Consider the following 26886-nt stretch of genomic DNA (forward strand, 5'->3'; position numbering starts at 1 on the left):
TCTGCATCCTGCGGCTTGCACGCCTTATCCTGGCGCGACGCGCATCCTGGCGCGTTGATATTGATCAAACCCCTGACAATAGACGCACAATCAGCTCAGCGCGAGGATCGCGGTCCATTGTTCGGCGGTCACCGGCATCACCGACAGGCGGCTGCCCTTTTGCACCAGTGGCAGTTCCTCCAGTGCCGCCTGCTGCTTGAGCAGGCCCAGGCCGAGTACCTGGCGGAAGGTCTGCACATGCTCGACATCCACCGCGCTCCACGGGTTCTTCTCGGCGCTGGCCTTGGCGTCGTGGTAGTGGCTTTGCGGGTCGAGGGCAGTCGGGTCCGGGTAGGCCGCGGCGCTGATCCGGGCAATGCCGGCGATCCCTGGTTGCGGGCAGCTGGAGTGGTAGAAGAAGAACTCGTCGCCTACGCTCATGGCCCGCAGGAAATTGCGTGCTTGGTAGTTGCGTACTCCGTCCCAGCGGGCGCTGCCCAGGCGTGCCAAGGCTTCGATGGAGAGCTCGTCGGGCTCGGATTTCATCAGCCAGTAGGCCATGGATGCTGCTCCTGAAAGAGTTTGAAATAACTCGTTGCATGAAACCGACAGTCGGTTGGCGTCAACGTTTGCCTAGCGACTCATGTTGTCGGAAAATGCGCCGATTTTAAGCTATACGCTCCGGCAGCCATCAAGAAAGCCGCCGAGCCTGGACAGTTGTTCTTGGGGGGGCAATCAATGAAACAACGTAAACCGGACCTGCTCTGGATCCTGGCCTTCATCTTCGGCCTGGGCGTGGTTACCACCGGTTACGCGCAAGGTTTGTGGGAGCGCAAGCTCGATGCCGCCTATCAGCAGGCGCCCGTCGATCCGGCGCAGCAACAGCACCGCTGATCGCGGGTTCATTTCGCCGCCAGGTACCAACCACGGTCTGACACCGTGCCTTGCAACGGTACATCCCAGCTTGCCTGGTTGAGCCGCTCCACCTTCTGGCATTCATGCGCCAGCCCCAGCAGCAATGGTTTTTTCCAGGCCTTGCGCCGGCCCTGGTAGGCCAGGCTGCGGTCATAGAAGCCCCCGCCCATGCCCAGGCGCCCCCCCCTCTCATCGAAACCGACCAGCGGCAGCAGGATCAGGTCCAGCGCCCAGATCGGCCGTTGGCGTTTGCGCTCCACCACCGGTTCCGCGATGCCGAACCGGTTGGGGCGCAGCTTCTCGCCTGGCTCGAAACGCTGGAACACCATGCGCGTGGCGGGCCAGGCGTGCAGCACCGGCAGGTAGACACACTTGCCGCGTCTGTGCGCTTCACGCAGCAGCAGGCGCGGGTCGATCTCGCCGTCATTGGGCAGGTACAGGGCGATGTGTCGGGCGCGGCGGAACAGTGGATGCTGCGCCAACTGGCGATAGAGGCCTTCGGCGGCCTGGCGTTGCTGGGCGGGTGTGAGGGCGCGGCGGGCGTTGCGCAGGAGACGGCGAAGCTGGGGGCGGGTGAGCGGCGCGGTGTCGGTCATGGCACGGGCGATCCCTGAAGAAACGAAAAGCCCGCCGTTGGAGGCGGGCAGTTCTGAAAGCAGGCTCCCCGACAAGACCGCTATCGGTGTAGCCCTTGAACCCGAAAGTTCAAGGTGGAGATTGCAGGGGGCGTTAAGGCTTTCCGTCGGGCGGACATGCACACCGGCCCCAGCGTGCAACCCCCGTGGTTGTGCGTATCGGCTCAGGGACATAACCGACTGGCGCATCCCCCAGGGAGTGGCGCCAGTATACCAATCTCAGTCGCTTTTGCTAACCGGATCGTCGGAGAGCGCCTGGTCGACCCGCTCCAGCAGGTCACGCACCTGTTCGCGGGTGGTGCCGCCGCTGGCCACTTCGGGACGTTCCTGACGGTGCAGCAGCTCATGGGTGATGTTCAGCGCGGCCATCACGGCGATACGGTCGGCGCCGATCACCTTGCCGCTGCTGCGGATCTCGCGCATCTTGCCATCCAGGTAACGGGCGGCACCGACCAGGTTGTTGCGCTCCTCGGGCGGGCAGATGATCGAGTATTCCTTGTCGAGGATCTGGACGGTGACGCTATTGCTTGAACTCATGAGTCTTGCTCCAGGGCCTTGAGGCGCAGGATCATCGATTCGATCTTGCGTTTGGCGATCTCGTTCTTTTCGATCAGGTGGGCGCGCTCCTCGCGCCAGGATCGTTCCTGAGCTACTAAGAGTGCGTTTTGCCGCTTTAGTTGCTCGACCCGTTCGATCAGCAACTCGAACCGGCTCATCAGCGCTTGCAGGTCGTTCTCTTGCATGGATTGCACTCGATTCCTTGACTCGCCTGGCGATCATGCCTGCCCCAAGGGCGCGACGGCCAGTGCCGATGGTCTTGGCGCGCCTGCCGGTGCTAGGATACAAGGTCTCCATTCTAGTCATTGCGCCGTCTGGCGCCTAGCTGCCCATGCCCAATACCCAATCGCCCTACATTGCCTTCGCCATGTTGCTTTCGAGCAATGGCCACCCAGTCACCCCCGCCGAGCTGCATGGCCTGCTGATCGGCCGCAGCTGCGCCGGCGCCGGCTTCGATGCCGATGCCTGGCTGGCCGACGCCGCCCAGCTGCTCGAGACCGAGCCCGGTGACACTGTCCGCAACGCCCTGGTCGGCCTGCAAGAGATGGTCAAGGCCGAGCTGACCGGCGACGACGTCGCCATCGTCCTGCTGTTGCCTTCCGATGATGCCGCACTCAGCGACCGCGCCACCGCACTGGGCCAGTGGTGCCAGGGCTTCATCACCGGTTTCGGCCTGAACGCCGGTGGCAAGGACTTGTCCACCGATGCCAAGGAAGTGCTCCAGGACCTGGTGGCCATCTCGCAGGTCCAGGAAGCGCTGGAAGAATCCGAGGACGGCGAAAGCGACTACATGGAAGTCATGGAGTACCTGCGCGTCGCCCCGCTGCTGCTGTACACCGAGCTGGCCAAGCCCGAAGCGCCCGCGCCAAAGCCATCGCTGCACTGATCTGATCGGGGTCGTTTGCCCATGAGCCACATACCCAAGGCGGAGTACGCCCGTCGGCGCAAGGCGCTGATGGCGCAGATGGTCCCCAACAGCATCGCCATCCTGCCTGCCGCCGCAGTCGCCATTCGTAACCGCGACGTCGAGCATGTCTATCGCCAGGACAGCGATTTCCAGTACCTGAGCGGCTTCCCCGAACCCGAGGCGGTGATCGCGCTGATCCCGGGCCGCGAGCATGGCGAGTACGTGCTGTTCTGCCGCGAGCGCAATCCAGAGCGCGAGCAGTGGGACGGCCTGCGGGCCGGCCAGGAAGGCGCGGTGCGTGATTTCGGCGCCGACGATGCCTTCCCCATCAGCGATATCGACGAAATCCTCCCCGGCTTGATCGAAGGCCGCGAGCGGGTCTACAGCAACATGGGTGGCAACCCCGAGTTCGATCGCCGGCTGATGGAGTGGATCAACGTGATCCGCTCCAAGGCGCGCCTGGGCGCCCAGCCGCCGAACGAGTTCGTTGCCCTGGATCATCTGCTGCACGACATGCGCCTGTATAAATCGGCGGCGGAAGTGAAGGTCATGCGCGAGGCCGCGGCGATCTCCGCCCGTGCCCATGTGCGCGCCATGCAGGCCTGCCGGGCAGGGCTGCATGAGTACAGCCTGGAAGCCGAACTGGACTACGAGTTCCGCAAGGGTGGGGCGAAGATGCCGGCCTACGGCTCGATCGTCGCCGCCGGGCGCAATGGCTGCATCCTGCACTATCAGCAGAATGATGCGCCGCTCAAGGACGGTGACCTGGTGCTGATCGACGCCGGTTGCGAGATCGACTGCTACGCCAGCGACATTACCCGCACCTTCCCGGTCAGCGGGCGCTTCTCGCCGGAACAGAAGGCCATCTACGAGCTGGTGCTCGCGGCCCAGGCCGCGGCGTTCGCCGAGATCGCCCCGGGCAAGCACTGGAACCATGCCCACGAGGCGACCGTGCGGGTGATCACCGAAGGGCTGGTGACGCTGGGCCTGCTCAAGGGCGAGGTGCAGGCGCTGATCGACAGCGAGGCCTACCGTGCCTTCTACATGCACCGCGCCGGGCATTGGCTGGGCATGGACGTGCACGACGTGGGCGAATACAAGGTCGGTGGCCAGTGGCGCGTGCTCGAGCCGGGCATGGCGTTGACCGTCGAACCGGGCATCTATATCGCGGCCGACAACCAGGCCGTGGCGAAGAAATGGCGCGGCATCGGCGTAAGGATCGAGGACGACGTGGTGGTAACCAGACAAGGCTGTGAAATCCTCACTTCAGGCGTGCCGCGCACGGTCGCCGAGATCGAGGCGCTGATGCACGAAGCCCGCAAGGACGCCGCATGAACCGGGTCAACCTGGCGATCATCGGTGGCGGCCTGGTGGGCGCCAGCCTGGCCCTGACGCTGCAGGCCGCGGCCAAGGCGCGTGGCTGGACGATACTGCTGATCGAGCCGTTCGCCCCGGGCGACAGCTTCCAGCCCAGCTACGACGCGCGTTCTTCGGCGCTGTCCTTCGGCACCCGGCAGATCTACGAGCGGCTGGGGTTGTGGCAGGCCATCAGCCGCCGCGCCGAGCCGATCCGGCAGATCCAGGTGTCCGACCGTGGCCGCTTCGGCGCCACGCGCCTGGATGCGCTGGAGGAAGGCGTGCCGGCGCTTGGCTATGTGGTGGAGAACGCCTGGCTCGGCCAGTGCCTGTGGCAGGCCATCGACAACGAGGTGGTCAGCTGGCGCTGCCCGGCGCAAGTGCAGGCGATGCAGGCCATCGCCGGTGGCTATCGGCTGCAGCTGGACGACGACACCACGCTGGAATGCGACCTGGCGGTGCTGGCCGATGGTGGCCGTTCGGGCCTGCGCGAGCAGTTGGGCATCCATGTGCGCCACACGCCGTATGACCAGAGCGCGCTGATCGCCAACATCACCCCAGGCGAGGCCCATGCCGGGCAGGCGTTCGAGCGCTTCACCGAGCAAGGGCCGATGGCCCTGCTGCCGCTGGCGGACAACCGCTGCGCGCTGGTATGGACCCGTCAGGGGATGGACGCCAAACGCCTGGCCGAGCTCGACGAGCGCAGCTTCCTGCGCGAGCTGCAGGAAGCCTTTGGCTACCGCCTCGGTGCCTTGCGCCAGGTCGGAGCCCGCCATCTCTACCCGCTGGCGCTGGTGGAGGCCGAGGAGCAGGTGCGCCCGCACCTGGTGGTGCTGGGTAATGCCGCCCATAGCCTGCACCCTATCGCAGGCCAAGGCTTCAACCTGTCGCTGCGTGATGTGCAGTCGCTGGCGGATGCGCTACTAGCCGGCCCGGCGTTGCCCGGTGACCTGGGTTCGCTGCAGGCCTATCACCAGCGCCAGCGCCTCGACCAGGCCCTGACCATCGGCTTCTCCGACCAGGTCACCCGTGTGTTCGGCAGCAACCAGCCGCTGCTGGCGGCCGGGCGCAACATCGGCCTGCTCGGGCTGGACCTGCTGCCGCCGGCGAAAAGCTGGTTCGCCCGCCAGGCCATGGGCCTGGGTACCCGCCCCGACCTGCGGGGCCGCCCATGAGCGCTGCGCGCCGGCTCGCACGGCGAGCGCGGATGCTGCGCTGGTTGCTGAACGTCTACCCGCCCTACCTGGGCGCCGGCATCCACATCCAGGAAATCAGCCCGGACATGCGCAGCGTCAAGGTGCGCATGAAGCTGACGCGGTGGAATCGCAACTACGTCGGCACCCAGTTCGGTGGCAGCCTGTACGCGATGGTCGACCCGTTCTACATGCTGCTGCTGATCGAGCAACTGGGGCGCGAGTACATCGTCTGGGACAAGGCCGCCTCCATCGATTTCATCTCGCCGGGCAAGGGCCCGGTGTATGCCCAGTTCCACGTCGACGACGCGCTGCTCGACGAGATCCGCCAGCAGACCGCCAGCGGCAAGAAGTACCTGCCGCGGTTGCAGGTGGAGATCCGCGATGGCGCCGGCGAGCTGGTGGCGCGGGTCGACAAAACTTTATACGTGCGGCTCAAGCCGCAAGCGAGGCAGGCGTAAGGCATGGAAATGCGCGCAGATCTGTTGATTGTCGGTGCCGGCATGGTCGGCAGCGCCCTGGCCCTGGCCTTGCGCCACAGTGGCCTGGAGGTGCTCCTGCTCGACGGCGGTCCTTTGTCGGTCAAGCCGTTTGACGGCGAGGCGCCTTTCGAACCCAGGGTCAGTGCCCTGTCGGCCGCCAGCCAGCGCATTCTCGAGCGCCTGGGCGCCTGGGAGGGCATCGCCCGGCGCCGGGTTTCGCCCTACTCGGACATGCACGTCTGGGATGGTAGCGGCACCGGCGAGATTCATTTTTCCGCGGCCAGCGTGCATGCCGAGGTGCTGGGGCATATCGTCGAGAACCGTGTGGTCCAGGACGGCCTGCTGGAGCGTCTGCACGACAGCGATGTCGGGCTGCTGGCCAATGCCCGCCTGGAGCAGTTACGCCGCTCCGGCGACGAATGGCTGGTGACCTTGGCCGATGGTCGCAAGCTGCGCGCGCCGCTGGTGGTCGCCGCTGATGGCGCCAACTCGGCGGTGCGTCGCCTGGCGGGCTGCCAAACTCGCGAATGGGATTACCTGCACCACGCTATCGTCACCAGCGTGCGTTGCAGCGAGGCGCACCGTGCCACGGCCTGGCAACGTTTTACGGACGAAGGCCCGCTGGCGTTCCTGCCGCTGTCGCGTGATGGCCGCCAGGACTGGTGCTCGATTGTCTGGTCGACCACGCCGGAGCAGGCCGAGCAGGCCATGGCGCTGGACGACGCGGCGTTTCGCAAGGCGCTTGAGCGTGCCTTTGAAGGCCGTCTGGGGGACGTGCTCGAGGCTGATCCGCGGGTCTGCGTGCCGCTGCGCCAGCGCCATGCCAAGCGCTACGTCGATGAAGGGCTGGCGCTGATCGGCGACGCCGCCCACACCATCCATCCGCTGGCGGGGCAGGGGGTCAACCTGGGCTTCCTCGATGCCGCCGTGCTGGCCGAAGAGCTGGTGCGTGCCAGCGAGCGCGGCGAGCGCCTGGCCGATGTGAAGGTGCTGAGCCGCTTCGAAAGGCGGCGCATGCCGCACAACCTGGCGCTGATGGCAGCAATGGAGGGCTTCGAGCGGTTGTTCCAGGCCAACCCGTTGCCGCTGCGCTGGTTGCGCAACAGTGGGTTGAAGCTGGTGGAGCAGATGCCGGAGGCCAAGGCGCTGTTCGTGCGCCAGGCATTGGGGTTGTCCGGGGACCTGCCGGAGTTGGCCAAGGCCTGAGGGTCGCTGGGGCTGCGCAGCAGCCCCTTGCAACATCCAGTAACGGCTAAGCAGATGAGCGGGAAAATGGGATTCACTACCATTTGCACCTCTCAACCCAGCGAGGAGTACCCCCGATGTTGCCCCGCAAGCCCCTACTGGCCGCTTTGGCCCTCACTCTGTTCGGCGGCACCGCCCAGGCGGCGGAAGAAGTGGTGGTGTACTCCTCGCGCATCGACGAGCTGATCAAGCCGGTGTTCGACGCCTACACCGCCAAGACCGGCGTCAAGATCAAGTTCATCACCGACAAGGAAGCCCCCTTGATGCAGCGCATCAAGGCCGAGGGCGAGAACGGCGTGGCCGACCTGCTGCTCACCGTCGATGCCGGCAACCTCTGGCAAGCCGAGCAGATGGGCATCCTGCAACCGATCAAGTCGGCCACCATCGACCAGAACATTCCGCCGCAGTACCGCGCCTCGTCCCACGACTGGACTGGCCTGAGCCTGCGCGCACGGACCATCGCCTACTCCACCGACCGGGTCAAACCCACCGAGCTGACCACCTACGAGGCCCTGGCCGACAAGCACTGGGAAGGCCGCCTGTGCCTGCGCACGGCGAAGAAGGTCTACAATCAGTCGCTGACCGCCACCCTGATCGAGAACCACGGCGAGGCCGAGACCGAGAAACTGATCAAGGGCTGGGTCAACAACCTGTCCACCGACGTGTTCTCCGACGACACCGCAGTGCTTCAGGCCATTGCCGCCGGCCAGTGCGACGTGGGCATCGTCAACACCTATTACTACGGGCGCCTGCACAAGGAAAAGCCCGATCTGCCGGTGAAGCTGTTCTGGCCCAACCAGGGTGACCGCGGTGTGCACGTCAACCTGTCGGGCATCGGCCTGACCAAGCATGCGCCGCATCCGGAAGCGGCAAAGAAACTGGTGGAGTGGATGACCGGCGAGGAGGCGCAGAAGCTGTTTGCCGACATCAACCAGGAATTCCCGGCCAACCCGAAGGTGAAGCCATCGGCGGAAGTGGCGGCCTGGGGTAGCTTCAAGGCCGACAGCATTCCGGTAGAAGTCGCTGGCAAGCGCCAGGCCGAAGCCATTCGCTTGATGGATCGGGCTGGCTGGAACTGAGTCCACCGCCTTATCCTTGAGAACCGATCGCGGGGCAAGCCCGCTCCCACGAACCATGCGGACGTGTGAGCGGGCTTGCCCCGCGATGCTATCGCTCAGCCATCGAGACCTTCGATTTGCCTCACACCCCCCAACGCCGCTGGTACCTGCCGGTCTTCATGGTTGCCGCCCTGGTCTTGCTGCCGCTCAGCGTCTTGCTGTTGTCATGGCAGTCGGTCGACATGCAGATTTGGTCGCACCTGCTCGACACCCAGATGAGTCGCCTGCTGGGCAACACCCTGACCCTGGTGGTCGGCGTAGGTCTTGGCGTGACCGTGCTGGGGGTGAGTTTGGCCTGGCTCACCAGCCTCTGCGAATTCCCCGGTCGGCGATGGCTGGACTGGGCTTTGATGTTACCGTTCGCCATCCCGGCCTATGTGCTGGCGTTCGTCTTCGTCGGCCTGCTCGATTTTGCAGGCCCCGTGCAGACTGCGCTGCGCGAGGTGTTCGGGCCCATGCGCCTGCCCAGGGTGCGCTCCACCGGTGGCGTGATCACGGTATTGGTGCTGGTGTTCTACCCCTACGTCTACCTGCTGGCGCGCACAGCGTTCCTGGCCCAGGGCAAGGGCTTGATGGAGGCGGCGCGGGTGTTGGGGCTGTCACCGCTGCAGGCGTTCTGGCGGGTGGCCTTGCCCATGGCGCGGCCGGCCATCGGCGCCGGCATCGCCCTGGCATTGATGGAGACCCTGGCCGATTTCGGCGCGGTGGCAGTATTCAATTTCGACACCTTTACCACAGCCATCTACAAGACCTGGTACGGCTTCTTCAGCCTGTCCAGCGCGGCGCAACTGGCCAGCCTGCTGTTGCTGGCCGTGATGCTGGTGCTGTATGGCGAGCGCAGGGCCCGAGGGGCCAGCCGCAGTGGCAACGAACGCCCGAGGGCACAGGCGCTTTATCACTTGCGGGGTATCAAGGCGTTGGCTGCCAGTGTCTGGTGCCTGCTGGTGTTCGCCTGTGCCTTCGTCATCCCGATGCTGCAGTTGCTGGCGTGGCTCTGGCAGCGGGGTCGGCACGACCTCGACGAGCGTTATCTCGGCCTGGTCATGCACACCCTGTACCTCGGTGCCATGGCGGCGTTGATCACGGTCAGCGTGGCCATGCTGCTGGCGTTCGCCAGGCGGCAGGCCCCGATCGCTGGTATCCGCGCCGGGGTCGGCTTGGCCAACCTGGGGTACGCCTTGCCCGGCTCGGTGCTGGCCGTGTCGATCATGTTGGCGTTCAGCTACCTGGACAACGAGCTGGTAGTGCCGCTGTCCCAGTGGTTGGGTGGGGCTGGCAAACCGATGTTGCTGGGAAGCTTGTCGGCATTGTTGCTGGCTTATCTGGTGCGGTTCATCGCTGTGGCCTATGGTCCGCTGGAGAGCAGCCTGGAGCGGATCCGCCCATCGCTTCCGGAAGCGTCGCGCAGCCTCGGGGTCGGTGGCCCAGGATTGTTTTTCAAGGTGTATCTGCCGTTGCTGGTGCCCGGCGCCCTCAGTGCCGCCCTGCTGGTATTCGTCGATGTACTCAAGGAGATGCCGGCGACTTTGTTGATGCGCCCGTTTGGCTGGGACACCTTGGCCGTGCGCGTGTTCGAGATGACTAGCGAGGGCGAATGGGCGCGTGCTTCGCTGCCAGCGTTGACCCTGGTACTGGTCGGCCTGCTGCCGGTGATCGGCCTGATCCGCCGCTCGGCCCATCGTCCGGGGCATCCGCGCTGAGGGTGTCACGCAGCTCCCTTGCGGCTACAATGCGCGGCATTCGCAGCGACGGGTCCTACAAGAACAGGTGATGCTTGAACATCGCCGACCGCCGCCGCCTCGCCACGCCCGGAAGGAGAAACCCATGGGACAGCGTACGCCTCTGTATGACCTGCACCTGGCGCTCGGCGCCAAGACGGTCGATTTCGGCGGATGGGACATGCCCCTGCACTACGGCTCGCAAGTCGAGGAGCACCACCAGGTGCGCAGTGATTGCGGGGTGTTCGATGTTTCCCACATGACGGTCATCGATATCGATGGCTGCGCCGCCACGCCCTGGCTGCAGCACCTGCTGGCCAACGACGTGACGCGCCTGGAAACCCCCGGCAAGGCCCTCTACAGCCCGCTGCTCAATGCCGAGGGCGGGGTCATTGACGATCTCATCGCCTACCGCACCGAAGACGGTTATCGCCTGGTGGCCAATGCCGCCACCCGCGACAAGGTGCTGGCCTGGCTGCAGACCCGCAGCGAAGGCTTCAAGGTGAATTTCAAGGCGCGGCCTGAACTGGCCATTCTCGCCATCCAGGGGCCTCACGCCCGAGAAAAGGTCGCTGCCCTGCTCAGCGCCTCGCGGGCCGCGCTGATCCGCGAGCTGCGCCCCTTCGAAGGCCTCGCCGACGGTGACTGGTTCATCGCCCGCACCGGCTATACCGGGGAAGACGGGCTGGAAATCATTCTTCCGGGCGAACAGGCCCCGGCGTTCTACAACGACCTGGTCGGCGCCGGTATCGCCCCGAGTGGCCTGGGCGCCCGCGATACGCTGCGCCTGGAAGCCGGCATGAACCTGTATGGCCAGGATATCGATGAAGCCCATACCCCGTTGACCTCCAACCTGGGCTGGAGCGTCGCCTGGGAGCCGGCCGGGCGCGAATTTATCGGCCGCAGCGGCCTGCTCGCGGAAATCGAACAGGGCGTGAAGGAGAAACTGGTCGGCCTGGTGCTCGAGGAGCGTGGCGTATTGCGCGCGCATCAGGTGGTCCGTGTGTCCGGGATTGGCGAAGGGGAGATCACCAGTGGTAGTTTCTCGCCTACGCTGAGCAAATCCATTGCCCTGGCCCGCGTGCCCATGGCCACCGGTGACCGGGCCGAGGTGGAAATCCGCGGCAAGTGGTACCCGGTGCGAGTGGTCAAGCCGACCTTCGTGCGCCATGGCAAGATCCTGATCTGAACATTAACGGCGGGCCGTCCGCTGACCCATTACGAGGAATACAAGACAATGAGCCAAATCCCCGCCGACCTGCGTTTTGCCGAAAGCCACGAGTGGGCTCGCCTGGAAGCCGATGGCACGGTGACCGTGGGTATCAGTGACCATGCCCAGCAAGCACTGGGTGACGTGGTGTTCGTCGAACTGGCCGAAGTCGGCAAGGTATTCGAAGCCGGCGACGCCGCTGGAGTGGTTGAGTCGGTCAAGGCCGCCTCAGATATCTATGCGCCGGTGGGTGGTGAAGTCATCGCGGTCAACGAAGAGCTGGCCGACAGCCCGGAGCTGCTCAACGAAGAACCTTACGAGTCGTGGATCTTCAAGCTGAAGCCGAGCAACCCGGCTGAATTGGACAAGCTGCTGGATGCTGCTGGTTACAAGGCTGCCATCGGCGAGTAAATGATCGCGGGGCAAGCCCGCTCCCACGACGTGCGCCATGGCGATGTGTTCCAGGCGTGGGAGCGGGCTTGCCCCCGATGAGGGTTGCACGGCAAACGCAATAATCCCCGCATATTCGGCAATCCTTCCTAGACTTGTAAGTCTCCATGAGAGCTGGTCCAGGAAGAGATCGTCGCCATGTCCCAGTCACCATCGCTGAGCCAACTGCAAGAGCCAAACCCTTTCCTGCGTCGCCACCTGGGGCCCGATGCCCAGGAGCAGCAGGCCATGCTCGACGCCCTCGGCGTCGCCAGCCGCAGTGAACTGATCGAGCAGACGGTGCCGCCGGGCATCCGCTTCAATCGCCCACTCGACCTGCCGCCGGCCCTCGATGAGCAGGCCGCACTGGCCAAACTCGCAGGCTACGCTGCGCAGAACCAGCTATGGACCAGCCTGATTGGCATGGGCTACCACGCCACCATCACGCCCACCGTCATCCTGCGCAACGTGCTGGAGAACCCTGGCTGGTACACCGCCTACACACCCTACCAACCAGAGATCGCCCAAGGCCGGCTGGAGGCGCTGCTGAATTTCCAGCAAATGGTCATCGACCTTGCCGGCCTGCCCCTGGCCAATGCCTCGCTGCTTGACGAGGCCACCGCCGCCGCCGAAGCCATGGCCCTGGCCAAGCGCGTGGCGCGCAGCAAGAGCAACGCCTTCTTCGCCGACGAGCACTGCCACCCGCAAACCCTGTCGGTGCTCAAGACCCGCGCCGAGGGGTTCGGCTTCGAGCTGATTGTCGATTCTGTGGATAACCTGGGCCAGCACCAAGTGTTCGGCGCGCTGTTGCAATACCCCGACACCCACGGCGAGGTGCGCGACCTGCGCCCGCTGATCGACCAGCTGCATGGCCAGCAGGCCCTGGCCTGCGTCGCCGCCGACATCCTCAGCCTGGTGGTGCTGACGCCGCCCGGCGAACTGGGTGCCGACGTGGTGCTCGGCTCGACCCAGCGCTTTGGCGTGCCCATGGGCTATGGCGGGCCGCACGCGGCCTACTTCGCCTGCCGCGACGACTACAAGCGGGCCATGCCCGGGCGCATCATCGGCGTATCACGTGATGCCCGTGGCAACACCGCGCTGCGCATGGCCCTGCAGACCCGCGAGCAGCACATTCGTCGCGAGAAGGCCAACTCCAACATCTGCACGGCCCAGGTGCTGCTGGCCAACATCGCCGGCTTCTACGCCGTCTACCATGGCCCCGAGGGCTTGCAGCGCATCGCCCAGCGCGTGCATCGGCTGACGTTCATCCTCGCCGCCGGCCTCGAAGCCAAGGGCATCAAGCGCCTCAACCAGCATTTCTTCGACACCCTGACGCTGGACGTCGGCGGCACCCAGGCGGCGATCATCGAAAGCGCCGAGGACGCCCGCATCAACCTGCGCATCCTTGGCCGTGGCCATCTGGGGGTGAGCCTGGACGAAACCTGCGACGAGGCCACGGTGCTCAAGCTGTTCGACATTTTCCTCGGCGTCGACCACGGCCTGGACATTGCCGCCCTCGACCAGCAGGCCCTGCCCGAAGGCATCCCCGGCGCGCTGGTGAGGCGCACGCCGATCCTGCAGCACCCGGTGTTCAACCTGCACCACAGCGAGACCGAGATGCTGCGCTACCTCAAGCAGCTGGAGAACAAGGACCTGGCACTCAACCAGTCGATGATCCCGCTGGGCTCGTGCACCATGAAGCTCAACGCCACCAGCGAGATGATCCCCATCACCTGGCCTGAGTTCGCCCAACCGCATCCGTTCGCCCCGGCGGCGCAGGTGCAAGGCTACAAGGCGATGATCGACGAGCTCGAAGCCTGGCTGTGCGCCATCACCGGCTTCGATGCCATCTGCATGCAGCCCAACTCGGGCGCCCAGGGCGAGTACGCCGGGCTGATGGCGATCACTCGTTACCACCGCAGCCGCCACCAGGCCGGGCGCACGATCTGCCTGATCCCGTCCTCGGCCCATGGCACCAACCCGGCGTCGGCGCAGATGGCCGGCATGGAGGTGGTGATCGTCGAGTGCGACGGGGATGGCAACGTCGACCTCGACGACCTCAAGGCCAAGGCGCGCCAGGCCGGCGAGCGGCTGTCGTGCCTTATGGTGACCTACCCGTCCACCCATGGGGTGTACGAAGAGGGCATCCGCGAGATCTGCGAGGTGGTGCACCAGCTTGGCGGGCAGGTTTACATGGACGGCGCCAATCTCAATGCCCAGGTAGGGCTGACGCGGCCGGCGGACATCGGTGCCGATGTCTCGCACATGAACCTGCACAAGACCTTCTGCATCCCCCATGGCGGCGGTGGCCCGGGCATGGGGCCCATCGGCATCCGTGCACATCTCAAGCCGTTCGTGGCCAGCCACCCGGTGGTGCCGGTGCCGGGGCTGGACCCGAACAACAGCGCGGTGAGCGCGGCGCCTTGGGGCAGCGCCAGCATCCTGCCGATCAGCTGGATGTACATCGCCATGATGGGTCCGCAGCTGGCCGATGCCAGCGAGGTGGCGATCCTGTCCGCCAATTACCTGGCCAGCCAGCTGCGCGATGCCTTCCCGGTGCTCTACCGTGGGCGCAACCAGCGGGTGGCCCATGAGTGCATCTTCGACCTGCGCCCGCTCAAGGCGCTGACCGGCATTACCGAGGAGGACGTGGCCAAGCGCCTGATGGATTATGGCTTCCATGCCCCGACCATGTCGTTCCCGGTACCGGGCACGTTGATGGTCGAGCCCACCGAGAGTGAGTCGAAGGCCGAGCTGGACCGTTTCGTCGAAGCGATGCTGGCGATCCGCGCCGAGATCGCGCAGGTGCAGGACGGCAACTGGCCGGCCGAGGACAACCCGCTCAAGCATGCCCCGCACACCCTGGCCGATGTGCTGGCGCCGTGGAACCGGCCCTACAGCATTGAACAGGGCATCGCCCCCAGCGCTCACGCCCGCCAGCACAAGTACTGGCCGGCGGTGAACCGGGTCGACAACGTGTATGGGGACAGGAATCTGTTCTGCGCGTGCGTGCCGGTGGAGGCTTATCGCTGAGTTAGCGATCCACCGCCACAGCAGGAATGGGCTTACTCGGCCACAGCGTTCTTGGCCAGGATAGCGTTGGCCAGTTCCATGTCACTGGCCTGCACGCCCGGGTTGTCCGCGCGCACCTGGCGGATTGCGGCTTCCAGGAACGGCCCGCGAATGGCGCCATCACTGGCAACGAAGCTGCCGGCGTCGTCCTGGGCGGCGACGATCAGCTTGTGGTCCTTGAACGTCAGGTAGGTCGAGGCGGTAGTCGCGCCGGAGGAGATGATATTGCGCCAGAACGTGTCGGCCATGGCGGAGCCAAGGGGCAGCGAGAACAGGACGGTGGCTGCGATGGCTGTTTTGAAACGCATGATGAATCACCTCGGTGTATGAGGGCGGTTGAGATGCCGATTTGAGCGTTTCTCACTGCCCCAAGTTCCCGGCCACAAAGGGGATTTCTTGGTTATCCACAGACCCGCAGGACCTCTTCGGTACAGGTCCTGCCCTGGACGACCCGGTCACCACCGTGCCGTCGAAGGTCACGCAACCCGTCTACCTCGGCCTGTTGCCGCAAGTCGGCGAGATCGCTGGCGGGGGTGATCCGTTCGCGCAATGCGGCGCTGACCTGGAGCAGTTCGAACAGCCCGGTACGCCCATGGAAACCCGTACCCCTGCATTGCGGGCAGGCCTGGCGATCCTGCGGGGGCAGGCCCAGACAAGCGCGACATAGCGTGCGCACCAGGCGCTGGGCCATGACCCCGATCAGAGTCGCCCGGATCAGGTAGTCGGCGACGCCAAGCTCCAACAAGCGGGTGATCGCGCCGCAGGCGTCCTGGGTATGCAGGGTCGACAACACCAGATGCCCGGTGAGGGCCGCCTGCACGGCCACCTGGGCGGTTTCCCGGTCGCGGATTTCGCCGATCATGATGATGTCCGGGTCCTGGCGCAGCAGGGCGCGGACACCGCTGGCGAAGTCCAGCTCCAGGCTGGGCTGGACCTGCAACTGGTTGATCATCGGTTCAAGACGCTCGATCGGGTCTTCGATGCTGCACAGGTTGACCTGGGGGGTGGCCAGGTGCCGGAGGCTGGCATAGAGGGTGCTGGTCTTGCCCGAGCCGGTCGGCCCCGTCACCAGCAGGATGCCCTGGCGCTGTTGCAGCAGGGCCAGCCACTGCTCCAGCAACGCGCCCTCCAGGCCCAGGGTTTCTAGGCTGTCGTGCAGTTGCTGAGGGTCGGACAGGCGCAGCACCAGCTTCTCGCCGAACGGGGTGGGCAGGGTGGACAGGCGCAGTTCCACCTCGGCGCCGCTGGGCAGGCGGGTTTTCAGGCGGCCGTCCTGTGGCCGGCGTTTTTCGGCGACGTTCATGCGGCCCAGGTGCTTCAGCCGGCTGACCATGGCCAGTGTGACGCTGGCCGGGAAGGCATACACCGCGTGCAGCAGGCCATCGATGCGCAGGCGCAGATGGCCTTGTTCACGGCGAGGCTCCAGGTGGATATCGCTGGCGCGCTGCTCGATGGCGTACTGCAGCATCCAGTCGACGATGTGCACGATATGGGCATCGTCCGCGCTGGCCTGGGCTTGCCTGGCACCCAGTTCGAGCAGTTGCTCCAGCTCGCCGAGACGGGGCAACTGGCCAAGGCCCGCGCCGCGCACGGAGTGGGCCAGGCCCAGGAAGGTCGGGCGCAGCTGGCGGAGCTGTCGCGGACTGGCCAGCACCCGACGCACTGCCTTGCCCAGGCTACGGCTCAGGTCTGCCTCCCATTGGTGTTGATAAGGCTGCGCGCTGGCCACCGTGACACTGTATTCATCCACGGCCACGGCGAGGATGCCATGGCGCTGGGCGAAGGCTGCGGACATCAGCCCGGCCACGCGCACCAGGTCGACCTGCAAGGGGTCGATTACCAGAAAAGGTTGGCCAACCCGGTCTGCCAACCAGCGGCACAGGGCGTCCAGCCCCAGCGGGTGGCTGATGGCGGCGATCAGTTCCAAGGGATGTTCAGCAGGGTGGGTCTTGCCGCGCTCAAGTGCCGCGAGAACGGCTTCGGGGGCGATCCGCTGCTCAGCCAGCAAGGCATCCAGCAGGCGATTGAGGTCAAGATCATGGTTTTCGTTGGCGAGCATGGAAGTGTCCTTGCCGAGCTTCAGAGGCCTGGGCAAGGCTAGCCGTGCAGGACGCAAGGCGTCGGTGCAAAGGGTTTCCGGACATTGCCTGCCGGTTTCAACGGCTGGCGACCTCCGAAAGCTGTGGCAGATTCGCCAGGCACACTTCGCTGACGCAGACCAGGTTGCGCAGTTTCTGTGCGATCACTTCGGCCCGGTGCCAGCTCAGGCCGCCGACGCCGATCGCCACGTCCAGCAGATCGTCGCACTGGCTCACATTGACGCTGTGTGGGGTGAGGAACTGCAGGGCGAACAGGTTGAGCACGCGGCACAGGCTGTCCGGTTCGGCGTCGGCCTGCAGGCGGTAGTGCACCGTGCAGTGGACAGTGTTGGCGGCCCAGGCGTCGAGGCGGGGCAAGTTGAGGGGCCGTTCGAGTGCGTTCATGCTGGGTCTCCGCGAAAGTGGAGGAATTCTTGCACGTCACACGGGGTATTTTTTCGCTATGATTCGCCAGTATCGCGCTTATGCGAATTTTTTAATTCGTAAAAATGCAAATTGGAGAATTATTCATGCTTGGTGAGTTGGATGCTTACGACCGGCGCATTCTTGAACTGCTGCAAGACGACGCCTCGCTGTCCAGCGCACAGGTTGCCGAGCGTGTGGGCCTGTCGCAGTCACCTTGCTGGCGGCGTATTCAGCGCTTGAGAGAGGAGGGGGTGATTCGCGGCCAGGTGACGCTGCTGGACCGCAAGAAGGTAGGGCTGAACACGCAGATCTTCGCCGAAGTGAAGCTCAACGCCCACGGCCGTTCGAACTTCGCCGAATTCACCGAGGCGATCCGCGGTTTTCCCGAAGTGCTGGAATGTTACGTGCTGATGGGGGCGGTGGACTTCCTGCTGCGTATCGTCACCTCGGACATCGAGGCTTACGAGCGGTTCTTCTTCGAAAAGCTGTCGAACGTGCCGGGTATTCAGGAAGTTAACTCGATCGTGGCGTTGTCGGAGATCAAGTCGACCACGAGCCTGCCGCTGAGGCCCTGAAGTGCCAATCGCGGGGCAAGCCCGCTCCCACGAGTGCAGGAGCGGGCGGTGCGGACTCAGACCTTGAGCAGGTGCTTCCAGGCGCGGTTCTGCTCGATGGCGCGAGCCTGTTCGATACGGGCCTCCAGCAGTTCGCCCTTGTCTTCCTCCAGCAGCGGCAGTTCGGCCAGCTCGTGAAGCTTGTTCAGCTCGCCGTACAGACGGTCCAGCTGTGGCAGGTCGAGTACCTGGCGGGCGTGGTGCAGCCAAGTTTGCACGGTCTCTATGCGCGGCAGCTGCTCGGCCAGGTCCTCCGGCCGCTGCACATACAGCGGCAGCTTCAGGGCGCGGGCTTCCTCGCCCAGCAAGTGCTGCAGCCAGCTGGCCAGCTGTGCCTTGCCCTGGCGCTCGCCACGGCCCTTGCGCTCGACGGTCCAGGTGCGGGCGGTCAGCCAGCGTGCGGTCTCCAGGGAGAACTGGCCCCAGCGCGGGTCTTCCAGCTCTTCAGCGAACTGCTCGGGCGCGGCGCGGCGGATGTCTTCGTCATCGTTGCCGGCCAGTACCAGCGGGCGCCAGTCTTCCAGCAGCGCATCGAGGCTGGCGCGCAAGGCTCGGGTGGTCGGGCGCGGTGCCGCCTGGCCGAGGCTGGCGGTGATGGCGCGCAGTTCGGCCAGGCAGCGGACCCAGTCCTGCAGCAGGCGCCAGTGGCCATTGTGGCGATACTGCTCGGCCAGGCGCTGGCTGCTGCCCAGCAGTTGCCAGGCCAGGGCGGCGTAGGCGTCGTCCAGCGGCATCTCGGCGTGCAGCTCGGTCGCGGGCAGGCCCAGCTCGTAGCTGTCCGGATCGAGCAGGCGGTAGCCCCGCTCGGCCTTGCTGATGTCGCATGGCATCAGGGCGAGGCTGGCGGACAGCTCGGCGGCCAGTTCCAACAGCGCCTCCGGGGCACCTTCACGCAGTTCCAGTTCCAGCTCGCAGATCTCTTCCTTGCGCTTGCCGGCGATCACGAAGCCCTGGTCGATGGCCGCTTCGATCACCACCTTGGCCTTGCCGCGACCCCAGGCGATTTCAGCGTACTCGCGGGTGAAATCGGTGGTGAACAGCGGCTTGATGGTCTTCTTGTCCAGCCCGGCCAGTTGCTCGGGCCAGCAGGTGCCATCGAGCTTCTTCAGATCGAGCTTGACCTTGTCCAGGTGCCACTCGAACTCGTTGCGCTCGGACAGGCCGGCCACGCTCTGGCCGCGGCACTTGAGGGTCTGGATGATGACCTCGCCATCGCGGCGCAGGCGCAGGGCGACACGGGCGGCGGACAGGTCGCGCTCCGGGGTGTCGAAGTACTGGTTGAGCAGTTCGCGGGTCTGCCAGCCGGACTTGTTGCGCTTTTTCAGCAGCGGGTGCTCGCGCAGGGCGGCAAGGGTCTCGCGACTGGCGCGGAGTTTGAGTTCGGTTTCTTTGTGCATCGCGGGCTCGAAAGGAGGGGCATCGTGGTGTGCAGTCTACAGGAGTCGGGTGGTGCCTGCCGGTCCGCGAAGGGGCGTATGGGGTTGTCCTGCCAGGCGACCGCGTTGTTATGATGCCTCTCACGCTTCCGAGGAGTCCGCGCATGCCGTTGCCATCGCTGAAAGACCAGTTTGCCGCCCTGATCGCCGCACCTTCGGTCAGTTGCACCCAGGCTGCGCTGGACCAGTCCAACCGAGCCGTCATCGACCTGCTGGCCGGCTGGTTGGGTGACCTGGGTTTCACGTGCGAGATCCAACAGGTCGGCCCTGGCAAGTTCAACTTGCTGGCAAGCCGCGGCACCGGCCCGGGCGGCCTGGTGCTGGCCGGGCACAGCGACACGGTGCCCTTCGACCCGCAACTGTGGAGCAGCGACCCGCTCAAGCTGACCGAGGTCGATGGCCGTTGGGTCGGCTTGGGCAGCTGCGACATGAAGGGCTTCTTCGCCCTGGTCATCGAGGCGGTGATCCCGCTGCTAGAGCACGATTTCAAACAGCCGCTGCTGATCCTCGCCACCTGCGACGAAGAAAGCTCCATGTCCGGCGCCCGGGCCTTGGCCGAGGCCGGCCAGCCCCTCGGGCGGGCGGCGGTGATCGGCGAGCCCACCGGGCTCAAGCCGATCCGCATGCACAAGGGCATCCTCATGGACCGCATCGACATTCTCGGGCGCAGTGGCCATTCGTCGGATCCGACCCTGGGTCGCAGCGCCCTGGAAGCCATGCATGCGGTGATGGGCGAGCTGATGACGCTGCGCCGCAGCTGGCAGGAGCAGTACCGCAACCCACAGTTCACGGTGCCTGCGCCGACCCTGAACTTTGGCTGTATCCATGGCGGCGACAATCCCAACCGCATCTGTGGCCAGTGCGCCCTGGAGTTCGACCTGCGGCCATTGCCGGGCATGGATGTTGAGCAGCTGCGCGCAGCGATCCGCGGCAAGCTGGCACCGTTGGCCGAACGCCATGAAGTGCGCATCGATTACGCGCCACTGTTCCCCGAGGTGCCACCTTTTGAACAGGCCGCCGACAGCGAGCTGGTGCGCCTGGCCGAGCGTCTGACCGGCCATCGCGCCGAAGCGGTGGCCTTTGGCACCGAAGCGCCTTATCTTCAGCAGCTCGGTTGCCAGACCATCGTGCTGGGCCCCGGTGACATCGCTTGTGCCCACCAGCCAGGGGAATACCTTGAAATGTCACGCATCGAGCCTACCGTGCGTCTATTGCGTGATCTGATCCGCCACTATTGCCTGAACCATTGATCCTTCCTGAGCAGAGGAGACCGCGCGTGACCGCAAGCCTGTTCCGACGATGACTTTCGAACGTTGTGCGCCTTTTCGTTCTCCGTTCACTTATCCACAGGCCTTGTCATGCCCGATTACGTCAACTGGTTGCGCCATGCTTCCCCCTACATCAACGCCCACCGCGACTGCACCTTCGTGGTCATGCTCCCCGGTGATGGCGTCGAGCACCCGAACTTCGGCAACATTGTCCACGACCTTGTGCTGCTGCACAGCCTGGGCGTGCGCCTGGTGCTGGTACACGGTTCACGTCCGCAGATCGAAAGCCGCCTGGCCAGCCGTGGCCTGACCCCGCACTACCACCATGGCATGCGCATCACCGACGCGGCGACACTGGACTGCGTGATCGACGCCGTCGGTGCCCTGCGCCTGGCCATCGAAGCACGCCTGTCGATGGACATGGCGGCCTCGCCGATGCAGGGCTCGCGCCTGCGCGTGGCCTCCGGCAACCTGGTCACCGCACGGCCGATCGGCGTGCTTGAAGGGGTCGACTATCACCATACCGGTGAAGTGCGCCGGGTCGACCGCAAGGGCATCAATCGCCTGCTCGATGAGCGTTCCATCGTGTTGCTGTCGCCGCTGGGCTACTCGCCGACCGGCGAGATCTTCAATCTGGCCTGCGAAGATGTGGCCACCCGCGCCGCCATCGAGCTGGGGGCCGACAAGCTGCTGCTGTTCGGGGCCGAGCCGGGCCTGCTGGATGAGCGTGGACAATTGGTGCGCGAGCTGCGCCCGCAACAGATCGCGCCGCACCTGCAGCGACTGGGCAGCGACTACCAGGCCGAGCTGCTGGATGCCGCTGCCGAAGCCTGCAAGGGCGGTGTGGCGCGCAGTCACATCGTCAGTTACGCCGAGGACGGTGCGCTGCTGACCGAGCTGTTCACCCGCGGGGGCGGTGGCACGCTGGTGTCCCAGGAGCAGTTCGAGGTGGTACGCGAGGCGACCATCGAGGATGTCGGCGGCCTGCTGGAACTGATCAGCCCGTTGGAAGAACAGGGCATCCTGGTGCGCCGTTCGCGGGAGGTGCTGGAGCGGGAGATCGAACAGTTCAGCGTGGTCGAGCGCGAGGGCATGATCATCGCCTGCGCGGCGCTTTACCCGATTGCCGATTCCGAGGCGGGGGAGCTGGCGTGCCTGGCGGTAAACCCGGAGTACCGGCATGGCGGGCGTGGTGACGAACTGCTCGAGCGCATCGAGGAGCGGGCGCGCACGCTGGGGCTCAATACCTTGTTCGTGCTGACGACCCGGACCGCACACTGGTTCCGTGAGCGCGGCTTCTCGCCCAGTGGCGTGGAACGGCTGCCGGCGGCGCGGGCTTCGCTGTACAACTACCAGCGCAATTCGAAGATCTTCGAGAAACCGCTCTGACGCGAAGGCAATGAAAAACGCCGCCCCTGAGGGCGGCGTTTTCAGTTACACGGTGTGCAGGTACCAGTTGTACTCGAGGTCGGAGATCGAGTGCTCGAACTCCTCCAGCTCGCTTTCCTTGCACGCGACGAAGATGTCGATGTACTTCGGATCAATGTACTTGTTGAGGATCTCGCTGTCGTCCAGCTCGCGCAGGGCATCGCGCAGGTTGTTCGGCAGGCTCTGTTCCAGCTGCTCGTACGAGTTGCCTTCGATCGGCTCGCCCGGTTCGACCTTGTTGGTCAAACCGTGGTGCACGCCGGCCAGTACCGCAGCCATCATCAGGTACGGGTTGGCGTCGGCGCCGGCCACGCGATGTTCGATGCGCACGGCATCCGGCGAGCCGGTCGGCACGCGCAGCGCCACGGTACGGTTGTCCAGGCCCCAGCTCGGTGCGTTCGGCACGTAGAACTGCGCGCCGAAACGGCGGTACGAGTTGACGTTCGGGCAGAGGAACGCCATCGAGGCGGGCAGGGTCTCGAGCACACCGCCGACAGCGTGACGTAGCGCGGCGTTCTGCTCGGGATCCTCGCTGGTGAAGATGTTGTTGCCATCTTTGTCCAGCACGGAGATGTGTACATGCAGGCCGTTGCCTGCCTGGCCCGGGTAGGGCTTGGCCATGAAGGTGGTGTCCATTTCATGGTCGTAGGCGATGTTCTTGATCAGGCGCTTGAGCAGCACCGCATAGTCACAGGCCTTGAGCGGGTCGGCGACGTGGTGCAGGTTGACTTCGAACTGCGCCGGGGCGCTTTCCTTGACGATGGCGTCGGCTGGGATGCCTTGTTCCTTCGCGCCTTCGAGGATGTCCTGCAGGCAGTCGGCGTATTCGTCGAGATCGTCGATCAGGTACACCTGGGTCGACTGCGGGCGCTTGCCCGAAATCGGCGAGCGTGGCGGCTGCGGGCGGCCGTTCACGTTCTCCTGGTCGATCAGGTAGAACTCCAGCTCGAACGCGGCGCAGATGGTCAGGCCCAGGTCGGTGAACTTGCTCACCACCTGGCGCAGCACTTCACGCGGGTCGGCAAAGAACGGCTCGCCTTCGATCTCGTGCATGGTCATCAGCAGCTGCGCGGTCGGGCGCTTCTGCCAAGGCTCGTTGCAGAGAGTGTCGGGGATCGGGTAGCAGATCCGGTCGGCATCGCCGATGTCCAGGCCCAGGCCTGTGCTTTCGACGGTCGACCCGTTGATATCCAGGGCGAAGAGGGAGGCCGGCAGGTTGATGCCTTTCTCGTAAACCTTGTGGAGGCTGGTGCGCTCTATGCGCTTGCCGCGCACCACACCATTCATATCTGCAATCAGAAGGTCAACGTAGAGAACCTCAGGATGTTCCTTAAGGAACGCGTTCGCTTCGTTAAGCTGAACGGCACGCGGGGGTACCGACATGATGCAACACCTTTGTTGTTAAAAATATCAATCAAGGGGGGCTTGCAACCCCAGTCAATCGGAAAGACCAGGTTAAGTCAAGCCAGCACCCTGATGCCCTTAAATGGCACATCTACGGCAGATTTGCTGCATCTCGGGGCGTGCCATTATCCGCTATTTTCGACTTGAAGGGTTATCCCGAGCGGGGCGTGTTTTATTTTTTACGGGGGAGTTGTGTAAAAAAATGAACGAGGCTAAGCTCGGCATCAACCCAGAACACAATAATACGAGGGTCACATGGTCCGCCTGTCGAGACCTGCCAGCGCCGCATGCACGGTGCGTTCAGGTACATCTCCCGGTTGCCGTCCGGTCATTGCACGCCTGTTTCGAAGGGGCGCTGCGCTGGCCGCAATAATTGACGGTTCGCTTGAAAAAGCCATGCCTCGTAACGCTTTAGCGCAACACCTCCTTTCCTTCTGCCCTTCGCTTTCTGTCCGGACGCGCGCCCATGGCGTGTATGCATTGTCGTCCTGCGCGAGGGTTTTTGCTTTAGCCATGCACAGCATCCAGAATCAAGGCGCGGGCCTGTCCAGGCCCCTCGGCGCGCTGCGCGCCGACTTTGTCCGACGCCTGGCGTCAGTGGCCGCCGGTTGCCGCCAACCGCGCCACATTACCTCCTGAGGTATTTATGAGTAACAACCTCGACCAGCTCACCGATTGGTTGAAAGAGCACAAGATCACCGAAGTGGAGTGCCTGATCAGTGACCTGACCGGCATCACCCGCGGCAAGATCTCGCCGACCAACAAATTCATCGCCGAAAAGGGCATGCGCCTGCCCGAGAGCGTGCTGCTGCAGACCGTGACCGGCGATTACGTCGACGATGACATCTATTACGAACTGCTCGACCCGGCCGACATCGACATGATCTGCCGCCCCGACGAGAACGCGGTGTTTCTCGTGCCATGGGCCATCGAGCCGACCGCCCAGGTGATCCACGACACCTACGACAAGAAGGGCAACCCGGTCGAACTGTCGCCGCGCAATGTGCTGAAGAAGGTCCTGAAACTCTACGCCGACAAGGGCTGGCAGCCGATTGTCGCGCCCGAGATGGAGTTCTACCTGACCAAGCGTAGCGAAGATCCCGACTTTCCGCTGCAGCCGCCGGTGGGCCGTTCCGGCCGCCCGGAAACCGGCCGACAGTCGTTCTCCATCGAGGCGGCCAACGAGTTCGACCCGCTGTTCGAGGACGTCTACGACTGGTGCGAGCTGCAGCAGCTGGACCTCGACACGCTGATCCACGAGGACGGCACCGCGCAGATGGAAATCAACTTCCGTCATGGTGACGCCCTGCACCTGGCCGACCAGATCCTGGTGTTCAAGCGCACCATGCGCGAGGCGGCGCTCAAGCACAACGTGGCCGCCACCTTCATGGCCAAGCCCATGACCGGCGAGCCGGGCAGTGCCATGCACCTGCACCAGAGCGTGGTCGATGCCGTCACCGGCAAGAACATCTTCTCCAACGCCGACGGCAGCATGAGCGAGCTGTTCCTCAACCACATTGGCGGCCTGCAGAAGTTCATCCCCGAGGCGCTGCCGCTGTTCGCCCCCAACGTCAACTCGTTCCGTCGCTTCCTGCCGGACACCTCCGCGCCGGTAAACGTCGAGTGGGGCGAAGAGAACCGCACCGTCGGCTTGCGCGTACCGGATGCCGGGCCGCAGAACCGCCGGGTCGAGAACCGCCTGCCGGGGGCCGACGCCAACCCGTACCTGGCCATTGCCGCCAGCCTGCTGTGTGGCTATATCGGCATGGTCGAAGGCATCGAGGCCAGCGCGCCAGTCCAGGGTCGTGGCTACGAGCGCCGAAACCTGCGCCTGCCGCTGACCATCGAGGACGCCCTCGAGCGCATGGAAATCAGCCGCGCGCTGGAGCAGTACCTGGGCAAGAAATTCATCACCGGCTACGTCGCCACCAAGCGCGCCGAGCACGAGAACTTCAAGCGCGTCATCAGCTCCTGGGAGCGAGAGTTCCTGCTGTTTGCCGTGTGATCAACCCTGAGGCCGCCAGGGCGCGGCCACCGGACCATGGAGAAGCACATGAGCGTCAACAACCCGCAAACCCGTGAATGGCAAACCCTGAGCGGCGAGCACCACCTTGCACCTTTCAGCGACTACAAACAGCTGAAGGAAAAGGGGCCGCGCATCATCACCAAGGCGCAGGGTGTGCATTTGTGGGACAGCGAGGGGCACAAGATCCTCGACGGCATGGCCGGCCTGTGGTGCGTGGCGGTCGGCTATGGCCGCGAAGAGCTGGTGCAGGCGGCAGAAAAACAGATGCGCGAACTGCCGTACTACAACCTGTTCTTCCAGACCGCCCACCCGCCGGCACTGGAGCTGGCCGAGGCGATCACCGACGTGGCGCCCAAGGGCATGACCCATGTGTTCTTCACCGGCTCCGGTTCCGAGGGTAACGACACCGTGCTGCGCATGGTTCGCCACTACTGGGCGCTGAAGGGCAAGCCGCACAAGCAGACCATCATCGGCCGCATCAACGGCTACCACGGCTCCACCTTTGCGGGTGCGTGCCTGGGTGGCATGAGTGGCATGCACGAGCAGGGCGGCCTGCCGATCCCGGGCATCGTGCATATCCCGCAACCGTACTGGTTCGGTGAGGGGGGCGACATGACCCCGGACGAATTCGGCGTGTGGGCGGCCGAGCAGTTGGAGAAGAAGATTCTCGAAGTCGGCGAGGACAACGTCGCCGCCTTCATCGCCGAGCCGATCCAGGGTGCGGGCGGGGTGATCATTCCGCCTGAGACCTACTGGCCGAAGATCAAGGAGATCCTCGCCAAGTACGACATCCTGTTCGTCGCCGACGAAGTGATCTGCGGTTTCGGCCGTACCGGCGAGTGGTTCGGCTCCGACTACTACGACCTTGCACCCGACCTGATGACCATCGCCAAGGGCCTGACCTCCGGTTACATCCCCATGGGCGGTGTGATCGTGCGTGACAAAGTGGCCAAGGTGATCAGCGAAGGTGGTGACTTCAACCACGGCTTCACCTACTCCGGCCACCCGGTGGCAGCGGCGGTGGGCCTGGAAAACCTGCGCATCCTGCGCGACGAGAAGATTGTCGAGCGTGCCCGCAACGAAACGGCACCGTATTTGCAAAAACGACTGCGTGAGCTGCAGGACCACCCGCTGGTGGGCGAGGTACGCGGCCTGGGCCTGCTCGGCGCGATCGAGTTGGTCAAGGACAAGGCCACCCGCAGCCGCTATGAGGGCAGGGGCGTCGGCATGATCTGCCGCACCCATTGCTTCGAGAACGGCCTGGTGATGCGCGCGGTGGGCGACACCATGATCATTGCGCCGCCGCTGGTGATCAGCCGCGAAGAGATCGACGAACTGGTGGAAAAGGCGCGCAAGTGCCTGGATCTGACCTACGAGGCGGTCAAATGA

The 26886-nt window shown here is 64.8% G+C and carries 25 protein-coding genes and 1 other RNA gene; 16 read left to right on the forward strand and 10 right to left on the reverse strand.

Annotated features, from left to right (window positions below; genetic code table 11):
- Positions 1-90 precede the first annotated feature (90 nt).
- On the reverse strand, positions 91-540 hold the full coding sequence (locus DFS21_RS05670) for an EVE domain-containing protein (RefSeq protein WP_110697156.1): 450 nt from the start codon (positions 538-540) through the stop codon (positions 91-93).
- A gap of 177 nt (positions 541-717) precedes the next feature.
- On the opposite strand from DFS21_RS05670, the gene DFS21_RS26715 reads away from it, so the two are divergent.
- Positions 718-873, forward strand: coding sequence for a hypothetical protein (locus DFS21_RS26715; protein WP_011536298.1), 156 nt, complete (start codon positions 718-720; stop codon positions 871-873).
- 8 nt (positions 874-881) lie between these two features.
- On the opposite strand, the gene DFS21_RS05675 is transcribed toward DFS21_RS26715, so the two are convergent.
- The 4 genes from DFS21_RS05675 to DFS21_RS05690 all read right to left on the reverse strand — a co-directional run bounded on the left by DFS21_RS05675 (position 882) and on the right by DFS21_RS05690 (position 2272).
- Entirely contained in the window at positions 882-1490 is a 609-nt protein-coding gene (locus tag DFS21_RS05675) for a 5-formyltetrahydrofolate cyclo-ligase (protein ID WP_102690651.1), read from the reverse strand.
- A gap of 61 nt (positions 1491-1551) precedes the next feature.
- A non-coding RNA gene (gene ssrS / locus DFS21_RS05680) (6S RNA) lies at positions 1552-1731 on the reverse strand.
- 17 nt (positions 1732-1748) lie between these two features.
- The gene (locus tag DFS21_RS05685; protein WP_023631617.1) at positions 1749-2066 is read right to left on the reverse strand and encodes a cell division protein ZapA; all 318 of its coding nucleotides are present in this window, start codon (positions 2064-2066) and stop codon (positions 1749-1751) included.
- Positions 2063-2272 (reverse strand): TIGR02449 family protein, encoded by a 210-nt coding sequence (locus DFS21_RS05690; protein ID WP_023631616.1) that lies wholly within the window; start codon positions 2270-2272, stop codon positions 2063-2065. Before DFS21_RS05690 ends, DFS21_RS05685 begins: the two co-directional genes overlap by 4 nt.
- A gap of 146 nt (positions 2273-2418) precedes the next feature.
- Between DFS21_RS05690 and DFS21_RS05695 the strand changes: the two genes are divergently transcribed.
- From DFS21_RS05695 to gcvP, 10 genes are all read left to right on the forward strand, one after another.
- On the forward strand, positions 2419-2973 hold the full coding sequence (locus DFS21_RS05695; RefSeq protein WP_038707024.1) for a YecA family protein: 555 nt from the start codon (positions 2419-2421) through the stop codon (positions 2971-2973).
- A 21-nt stretch (positions 2974-2994) separates the two neighbouring features.
- Positions 2995-4329: a Xaa-Pro aminopeptidase gene (gene pepP / locus DFS21_RS05700; protein WP_110697160.1), complete on the forward strand. Its 1335-nt coding sequence runs from the start codon at positions 2995-2997 to the stop codon at positions 4327-4329.
- Positions 4326-5525: a 2-octaprenyl-6-methoxyphenyl hydroxylase gene (gene ubiH, locus DFS21_RS05705; RefSeq protein WP_110697162.1), complete on the forward strand. Its 1200-nt coding sequence runs from the start codon at positions 4326-4328 to the stop codon at positions 5523-5525. The genes pepP and ubiH overlap by 4 nt, the downstream gene beginning before the upstream one ends.
- Positions 5522-6004 carry a DUF4442 domain-containing protein gene (locus DFS21_RS05710; RefSeq protein WP_110697164.1) on the forward strand — a complete coding sequence of 161 codons (483 nt, stop codon included), beginning with the start codon at positions 5522-5524 and terminating at the stop codon, positions 6002-6004. The genes ubiH and DFS21_RS05710 overlap by 4 nt, the downstream gene beginning before the upstream one ends.
- 9 nt (positions 6005-6013) lie before the next feature.
- Positions 6014-7231: a 2-octaprenyl-3-methyl-6-methoxy-1,4-benzoquinol hydroxylase gene (locus DFS21_RS05715; RefSeq protein ID WP_178082000.1), complete on the forward strand. Its 1218-nt coding sequence runs from the start codon at positions 6014-6016 to the stop codon at positions 7229-7231.
- 116 nt (positions 7232-7347) lie between these two features.
- Positions 7348-8349: an extracellular solute-binding protein gene (locus DFS21_RS05720; RefSeq protein ID WP_110697168.1), complete on the forward strand. Its 1002-nt coding sequence runs from the start codon at positions 7348-7350 to the stop codon at positions 8347-8349.
- A gap of 158 nt (positions 8350-8507) precedes the next feature.
- The gene (locus DFS21_RS05725; RefSeq protein WP_178082001.1) at positions 8508-10088 is read left to right on the forward strand and encodes an iron ABC transporter permease; all 1581 of its coding nucleotides are present in this window, start codon (positions 8508-8510) and stop codon (positions 10086-10088) included.
- A 124-nt stretch (positions 10089-10212) separates the two neighbouring features.
- Entirely contained in the window at positions 10213-11295 is a 1083-nt protein-coding gene (gene gcvT / locus DFS21_RS05730; protein WP_110697170.1) for a glycine cleavage system aminomethyltransferase GcvT, read from the forward strand.
- Positions 11296-11343: 48 nt separating this feature from the next.
- Positions 11344-11727: a glycine cleavage system protein GcvH gene (gcvH, locus tag DFS21_RS05735; protein ID WP_111531967.1), complete on the forward strand. Its 384-nt coding sequence runs from the start codon at positions 11344-11346 to the stop codon at positions 11725-11727.
- Between the two features lie 177 nt (positions 11728-11904).
- The gene (gene gcvP / locus DFS21_RS05740) at positions 11905-14778 is read left to right on the forward strand and encodes an aminomethyl-transferring glycine dehydrogenase (protein ID WP_111531968.1); all 2874 of its coding nucleotides are present in this window, start codon (positions 11905-11907) and stop codon (positions 14776-14778) included.
- 32 nt (positions 14779-14810) lie between these two features.
- Here the strand turns inward: gcvP and DFS21_RS05745 are convergent, their stop codons facing one another.
- The 3 genes from DFS21_RS05745 to DFS21_RS05755 all read right to left on the reverse strand — a co-directional run bounded on the left by DFS21_RS05745 (position 14811) and on the right by DFS21_RS05755 (position 17300).
- Positions 14811-15125, reverse strand: a complete 315-nt coding sequence (locus tag DFS21_RS05745) for a DUF2388 domain-containing protein (RefSeq protein WP_102685073.1) — start codon at positions 15123-15125, stop codon at positions 14811-14813.
- A gap of 92 nt (positions 15126-15217) precedes the next feature.
- A complete protein-coding gene (locus tag DFS21_RS05750) occupies positions 15218-16876 on the reverse strand; it encodes a GspE/PulE family protein (protein ID WP_111531969.1) in 1659 nt (552 codons plus the stop codon).
- Positions 16877-16973: 97 nt separating this feature from the next.
- Positions 16974-17300, reverse strand: a complete 327-nt coding sequence (locus DFS21_RS05755; RefSeq protein ID WP_110697176.1) for a hypothetical protein — start codon at positions 17298-17300, stop codon at positions 16974-16976.
- 125 nt (positions 17301-17425) lie between these two features.
- Here DFS21_RS05755 and DFS21_RS05760 point away from each other — a divergent pair, with 125 nt between their 5' ends.
- Positions 17426-17896 (forward strand): Lrp/AsnC family transcriptional regulator, encoded by a 471-nt coding sequence (locus tag DFS21_RS05760; protein ID WP_110697178.1) that lies wholly within the window; start codon positions 17426-17428, stop codon positions 17894-17896.
- Positions 17897-17952: 56 nt separating this feature from the next.
- Here the strand turns inward: DFS21_RS05760 and DFS21_RS05765 are convergent, their stop codons facing one another.
- Positions 17953-19332: an inorganic triphosphatase gene (locus DFS21_RS05765; protein WP_111531970.1), complete on the reverse strand. Its 1380-nt coding sequence runs from the start codon at positions 19330-19332 to the stop codon at positions 17953-17955.
- Between the two features lie 143 nt (positions 19333-19475).
- On the opposite strand from DFS21_RS05765, the gene argE reads away from it, so the two are divergent.
- Both argE and argA read left to right on the forward strand, forming a co-directional pair.
- The gene (argE, locus tag DFS21_RS05770) at positions 19476-20621 is read left to right on the forward strand and encodes an acetylornithine deacetylase (RefSeq protein ID WP_110697180.1); all 1146 of its coding nucleotides are present in this window, start codon (positions 19476-19478) and stop codon (positions 20619-20621) included.
- A 108-nt stretch (positions 20622-20729) separates the two neighbouring features.
- Positions 20730-22028 (forward strand): amino-acid N-acetyltransferase, encoded by a 1299-nt coding sequence (argA, locus tag DFS21_RS05775; protein ID WP_102685077.1) that lies wholly within the window; start codon positions 20730-20732, stop codon positions 22026-22028.
- 45 nt (positions 22029-22073) lie between these two features.
- On the opposite strand, the gene DFS21_RS05780 is transcribed toward argA, so the two are convergent.
- Positions 22074-23450, reverse strand: coding sequence for a glutamine synthetase family protein (locus DFS21_RS05780; protein ID WP_038707015.1), 1377 nt, complete (start codon positions 23448-23450; stop codon positions 22074-22076).
- A gap of 667 nt (positions 23451-24117) precedes the next feature.
- Between DFS21_RS05780 and DFS21_RS05790 the strand changes: the two genes are divergently transcribed.
- Entirely contained in the window at positions 24118-25476 is a 1359-nt protein-coding gene (locus DFS21_RS05790; RefSeq protein ID WP_038707014.1) for a glutamine synthetase family protein, read from the forward strand.
- 48 nt (positions 25477-25524) lie between these two features.
- Positions 25525-26886 carry an aspartate aminotransferase family protein gene (locus tag DFS21_RS05795; protein WP_111531971.1) on the forward strand — a complete coding sequence of 454 codons (1362 nt, stop codon included), beginning with the start codon at positions 25525-25527 and terminating at the stop codon, positions 26884-26886.

It is taken from the genome of Pseudomonas sp. 2848 (genome assembly GCF_003253945.1).
Taxonomy (GTDB): Bacteria; Pseudomonadota; Gammaproteobacteria; order Pseudomonadales; family Pseudomonadaceae; genus Aquipseudomonas.

What these genes read in the sequence shown, in the direction of transcription:
- DFS21_RS05780 (WP_038707015.1), bottom strand. Translation starts at nt 23,450, where the DNA reads ATGTCGGTACCCCCGCGTGCCGTTCAGCTTAACGAAGCGAACGCGTTC.
- DFS21_RS05685 (WP_023631617.1), bottom strand. Translation starts at nt 2,066, where the DNA reads ATGAGTTCAAGCAATAGCGTCACCGTCCAGATCCTCGACAAGGAATAC.
- DFS21_RS05760 (WP_110697178.1), top strand. Translation starts at nt 17,426, where the DNA reads ATGCTTGGTGAGTTGGATGCTTACGACCGGCGCATTCTTGAACTGCTG.
- DFS21_RS05750 (WP_111531969.1), bottom strand. Translation starts at nt 16,876, where the DNA reads ATGCTCGCCAACGAAAACCATGATCTTGACCTCAATCGCCTGCTGGAT.
- DFS21_RS05725 (WP_178082001.1), top strand. Translation starts at nt 8,508, where the DNA reads ATGGTTGCCGCCCTGGTCTTGCTGCCGCTCAGCGTCTTGCTGTTGTCA.
- gcvP (WP_111531968.1), top strand. Translation starts at nt 11,905, where the DNA reads ATGTCCCAGTCACCATCGCTGAGCCAACTGCAAGAGCCAAACCCTTTC.
- DFS21_RS05670 (WP_110697156.1), bottom strand. Translation starts at nt 540, where the DNA reads ATGGCCTACTGGCTGATGAAATCCGAGCCCGACGAGCTCTCCATCGAA.
- DFS21_RS05790 (WP_038707014.1), top strand. Translation starts at nt 24,118, where the DNA reads ATGAGTAACAACCTCGACCAGCTCACCGATTGGTTGAAAGAGCACAAG.
- DFS21_RS05675 (WP_102690651.1), bottom strand. Translation starts at nt 1,490, where the DNA reads ATGACCGACACCGCGCCGCTCACCCGCCCCCAGCTTCGCCGTCTCCTG.
- DFS21_RS05715 (WP_178082000.1), top strand. Translation starts at nt 6,014, where the DNA reads ATGCGCGCAGATCTGTTGATTGTCGGTGCCGGCATGGTCGGCAGCGCC.
- DFS21_RS05755 (WP_110697176.1), bottom strand. Translation starts at nt 17,300, where the DNA reads ATGAACGCACTCGAACGGCCCCTCAACTTGCCCCGCCTCGACGCCTGG.
- argE (WP_110697180.1), top strand. Translation starts at nt 19,476, where the DNA reads ATGCCGTTGCCATCGCTGAAAGACCAGTTTGCCGCCCTGATCGCCGCA.
- DFS21_RS05720 (WP_110697168.1), top strand. Translation starts at nt 7,348, where the DNA reads ATGTTGCCCCGCAAGCCCCTACTGGCCGCTTTGGCCCTCACTCTGTTC.
- gcvT (WP_110697170.1), top strand. Translation starts at nt 10,213, where the DNA reads ATGGGACAGCGTACGCCTCTGTATGACCTGCACCTGGCGCTCGGCGCC.
- argA (WP_102685077.1), top strand. Translation starts at nt 20,730, where the DNA reads ATGCCCGATTACGTCAACTGGTTGCGCCATGCTTCCCCCTACATCAAC.
- gcvH (WP_111531967.1), top strand. Translation starts at nt 11,344, where the DNA reads ATGAGCCAAATCCCCGCCGACCTGCGTTTTGCCGAAAGCCACGAGTGG.
- DFS21_RS05765 (WP_111531970.1), bottom strand. Translation starts at nt 19,332, where the DNA reads ATGCACAAAGAAACCGAACTCAAACTCCGCGCCAGTCGCGAGACCCTT.
- DFS21_RS05690 (WP_023631616.1), bottom strand. Translation starts at nt 2,272, where the DNA reads ATGCAAGAGAACGACCTGCAAGCGCTGATGAGCCGGTTCGAGTTGCTG.
- ubiH (WP_110697162.1), top strand. Translation starts at nt 4,326, where the DNA reads ATGAACCGGGTCAACCTGGCGATCATCGGTGGCGGCCTGGTGGGCGCC.
- pepP (WP_110697160.1), top strand. Translation starts at nt 2,995, where the DNA reads ATGAGCCACATACCCAAGGCGGAGTACGCCCGTCGGCGCAAGGCGCTG.
- DFS21_RS05795 (WP_111531971.1), top strand. Translation starts at nt 25,525, where the DNA reads ATGAGCGTCAACAACCCGCAAACCCGTGAATGGCAAACCCTGAGCGGC.
- DFS21_RS26715 (WP_011536298.1), top strand. Translation starts at nt 718, where the DNA reads ATGAAACAACGTAAACCGGACCTGCTCTGGATCCTGGCCTTCATCTTC.
- DFS21_RS05710 (WP_110697164.1), top strand. Translation starts at nt 5,522, where the DNA reads ATGAGCGCTGCGCGCCGGCTCGCACGGCGAGCGCGGATGCTGCGCTGG.
- DFS21_RS05695 (WP_038707024.1), top strand. Translation starts at nt 2,419, where the DNA reads ATGCCCAATACCCAATCGCCCTACATTGCCTTCGCCATGTTGCTTTCG.
- DFS21_RS05745 (WP_102685073.1), bottom strand. Translation starts at nt 15,125, where the DNA reads ATGCGTTTCAAAACAGCCATCGCAGCCACCGTCCTGTTCTCGCTGCCC.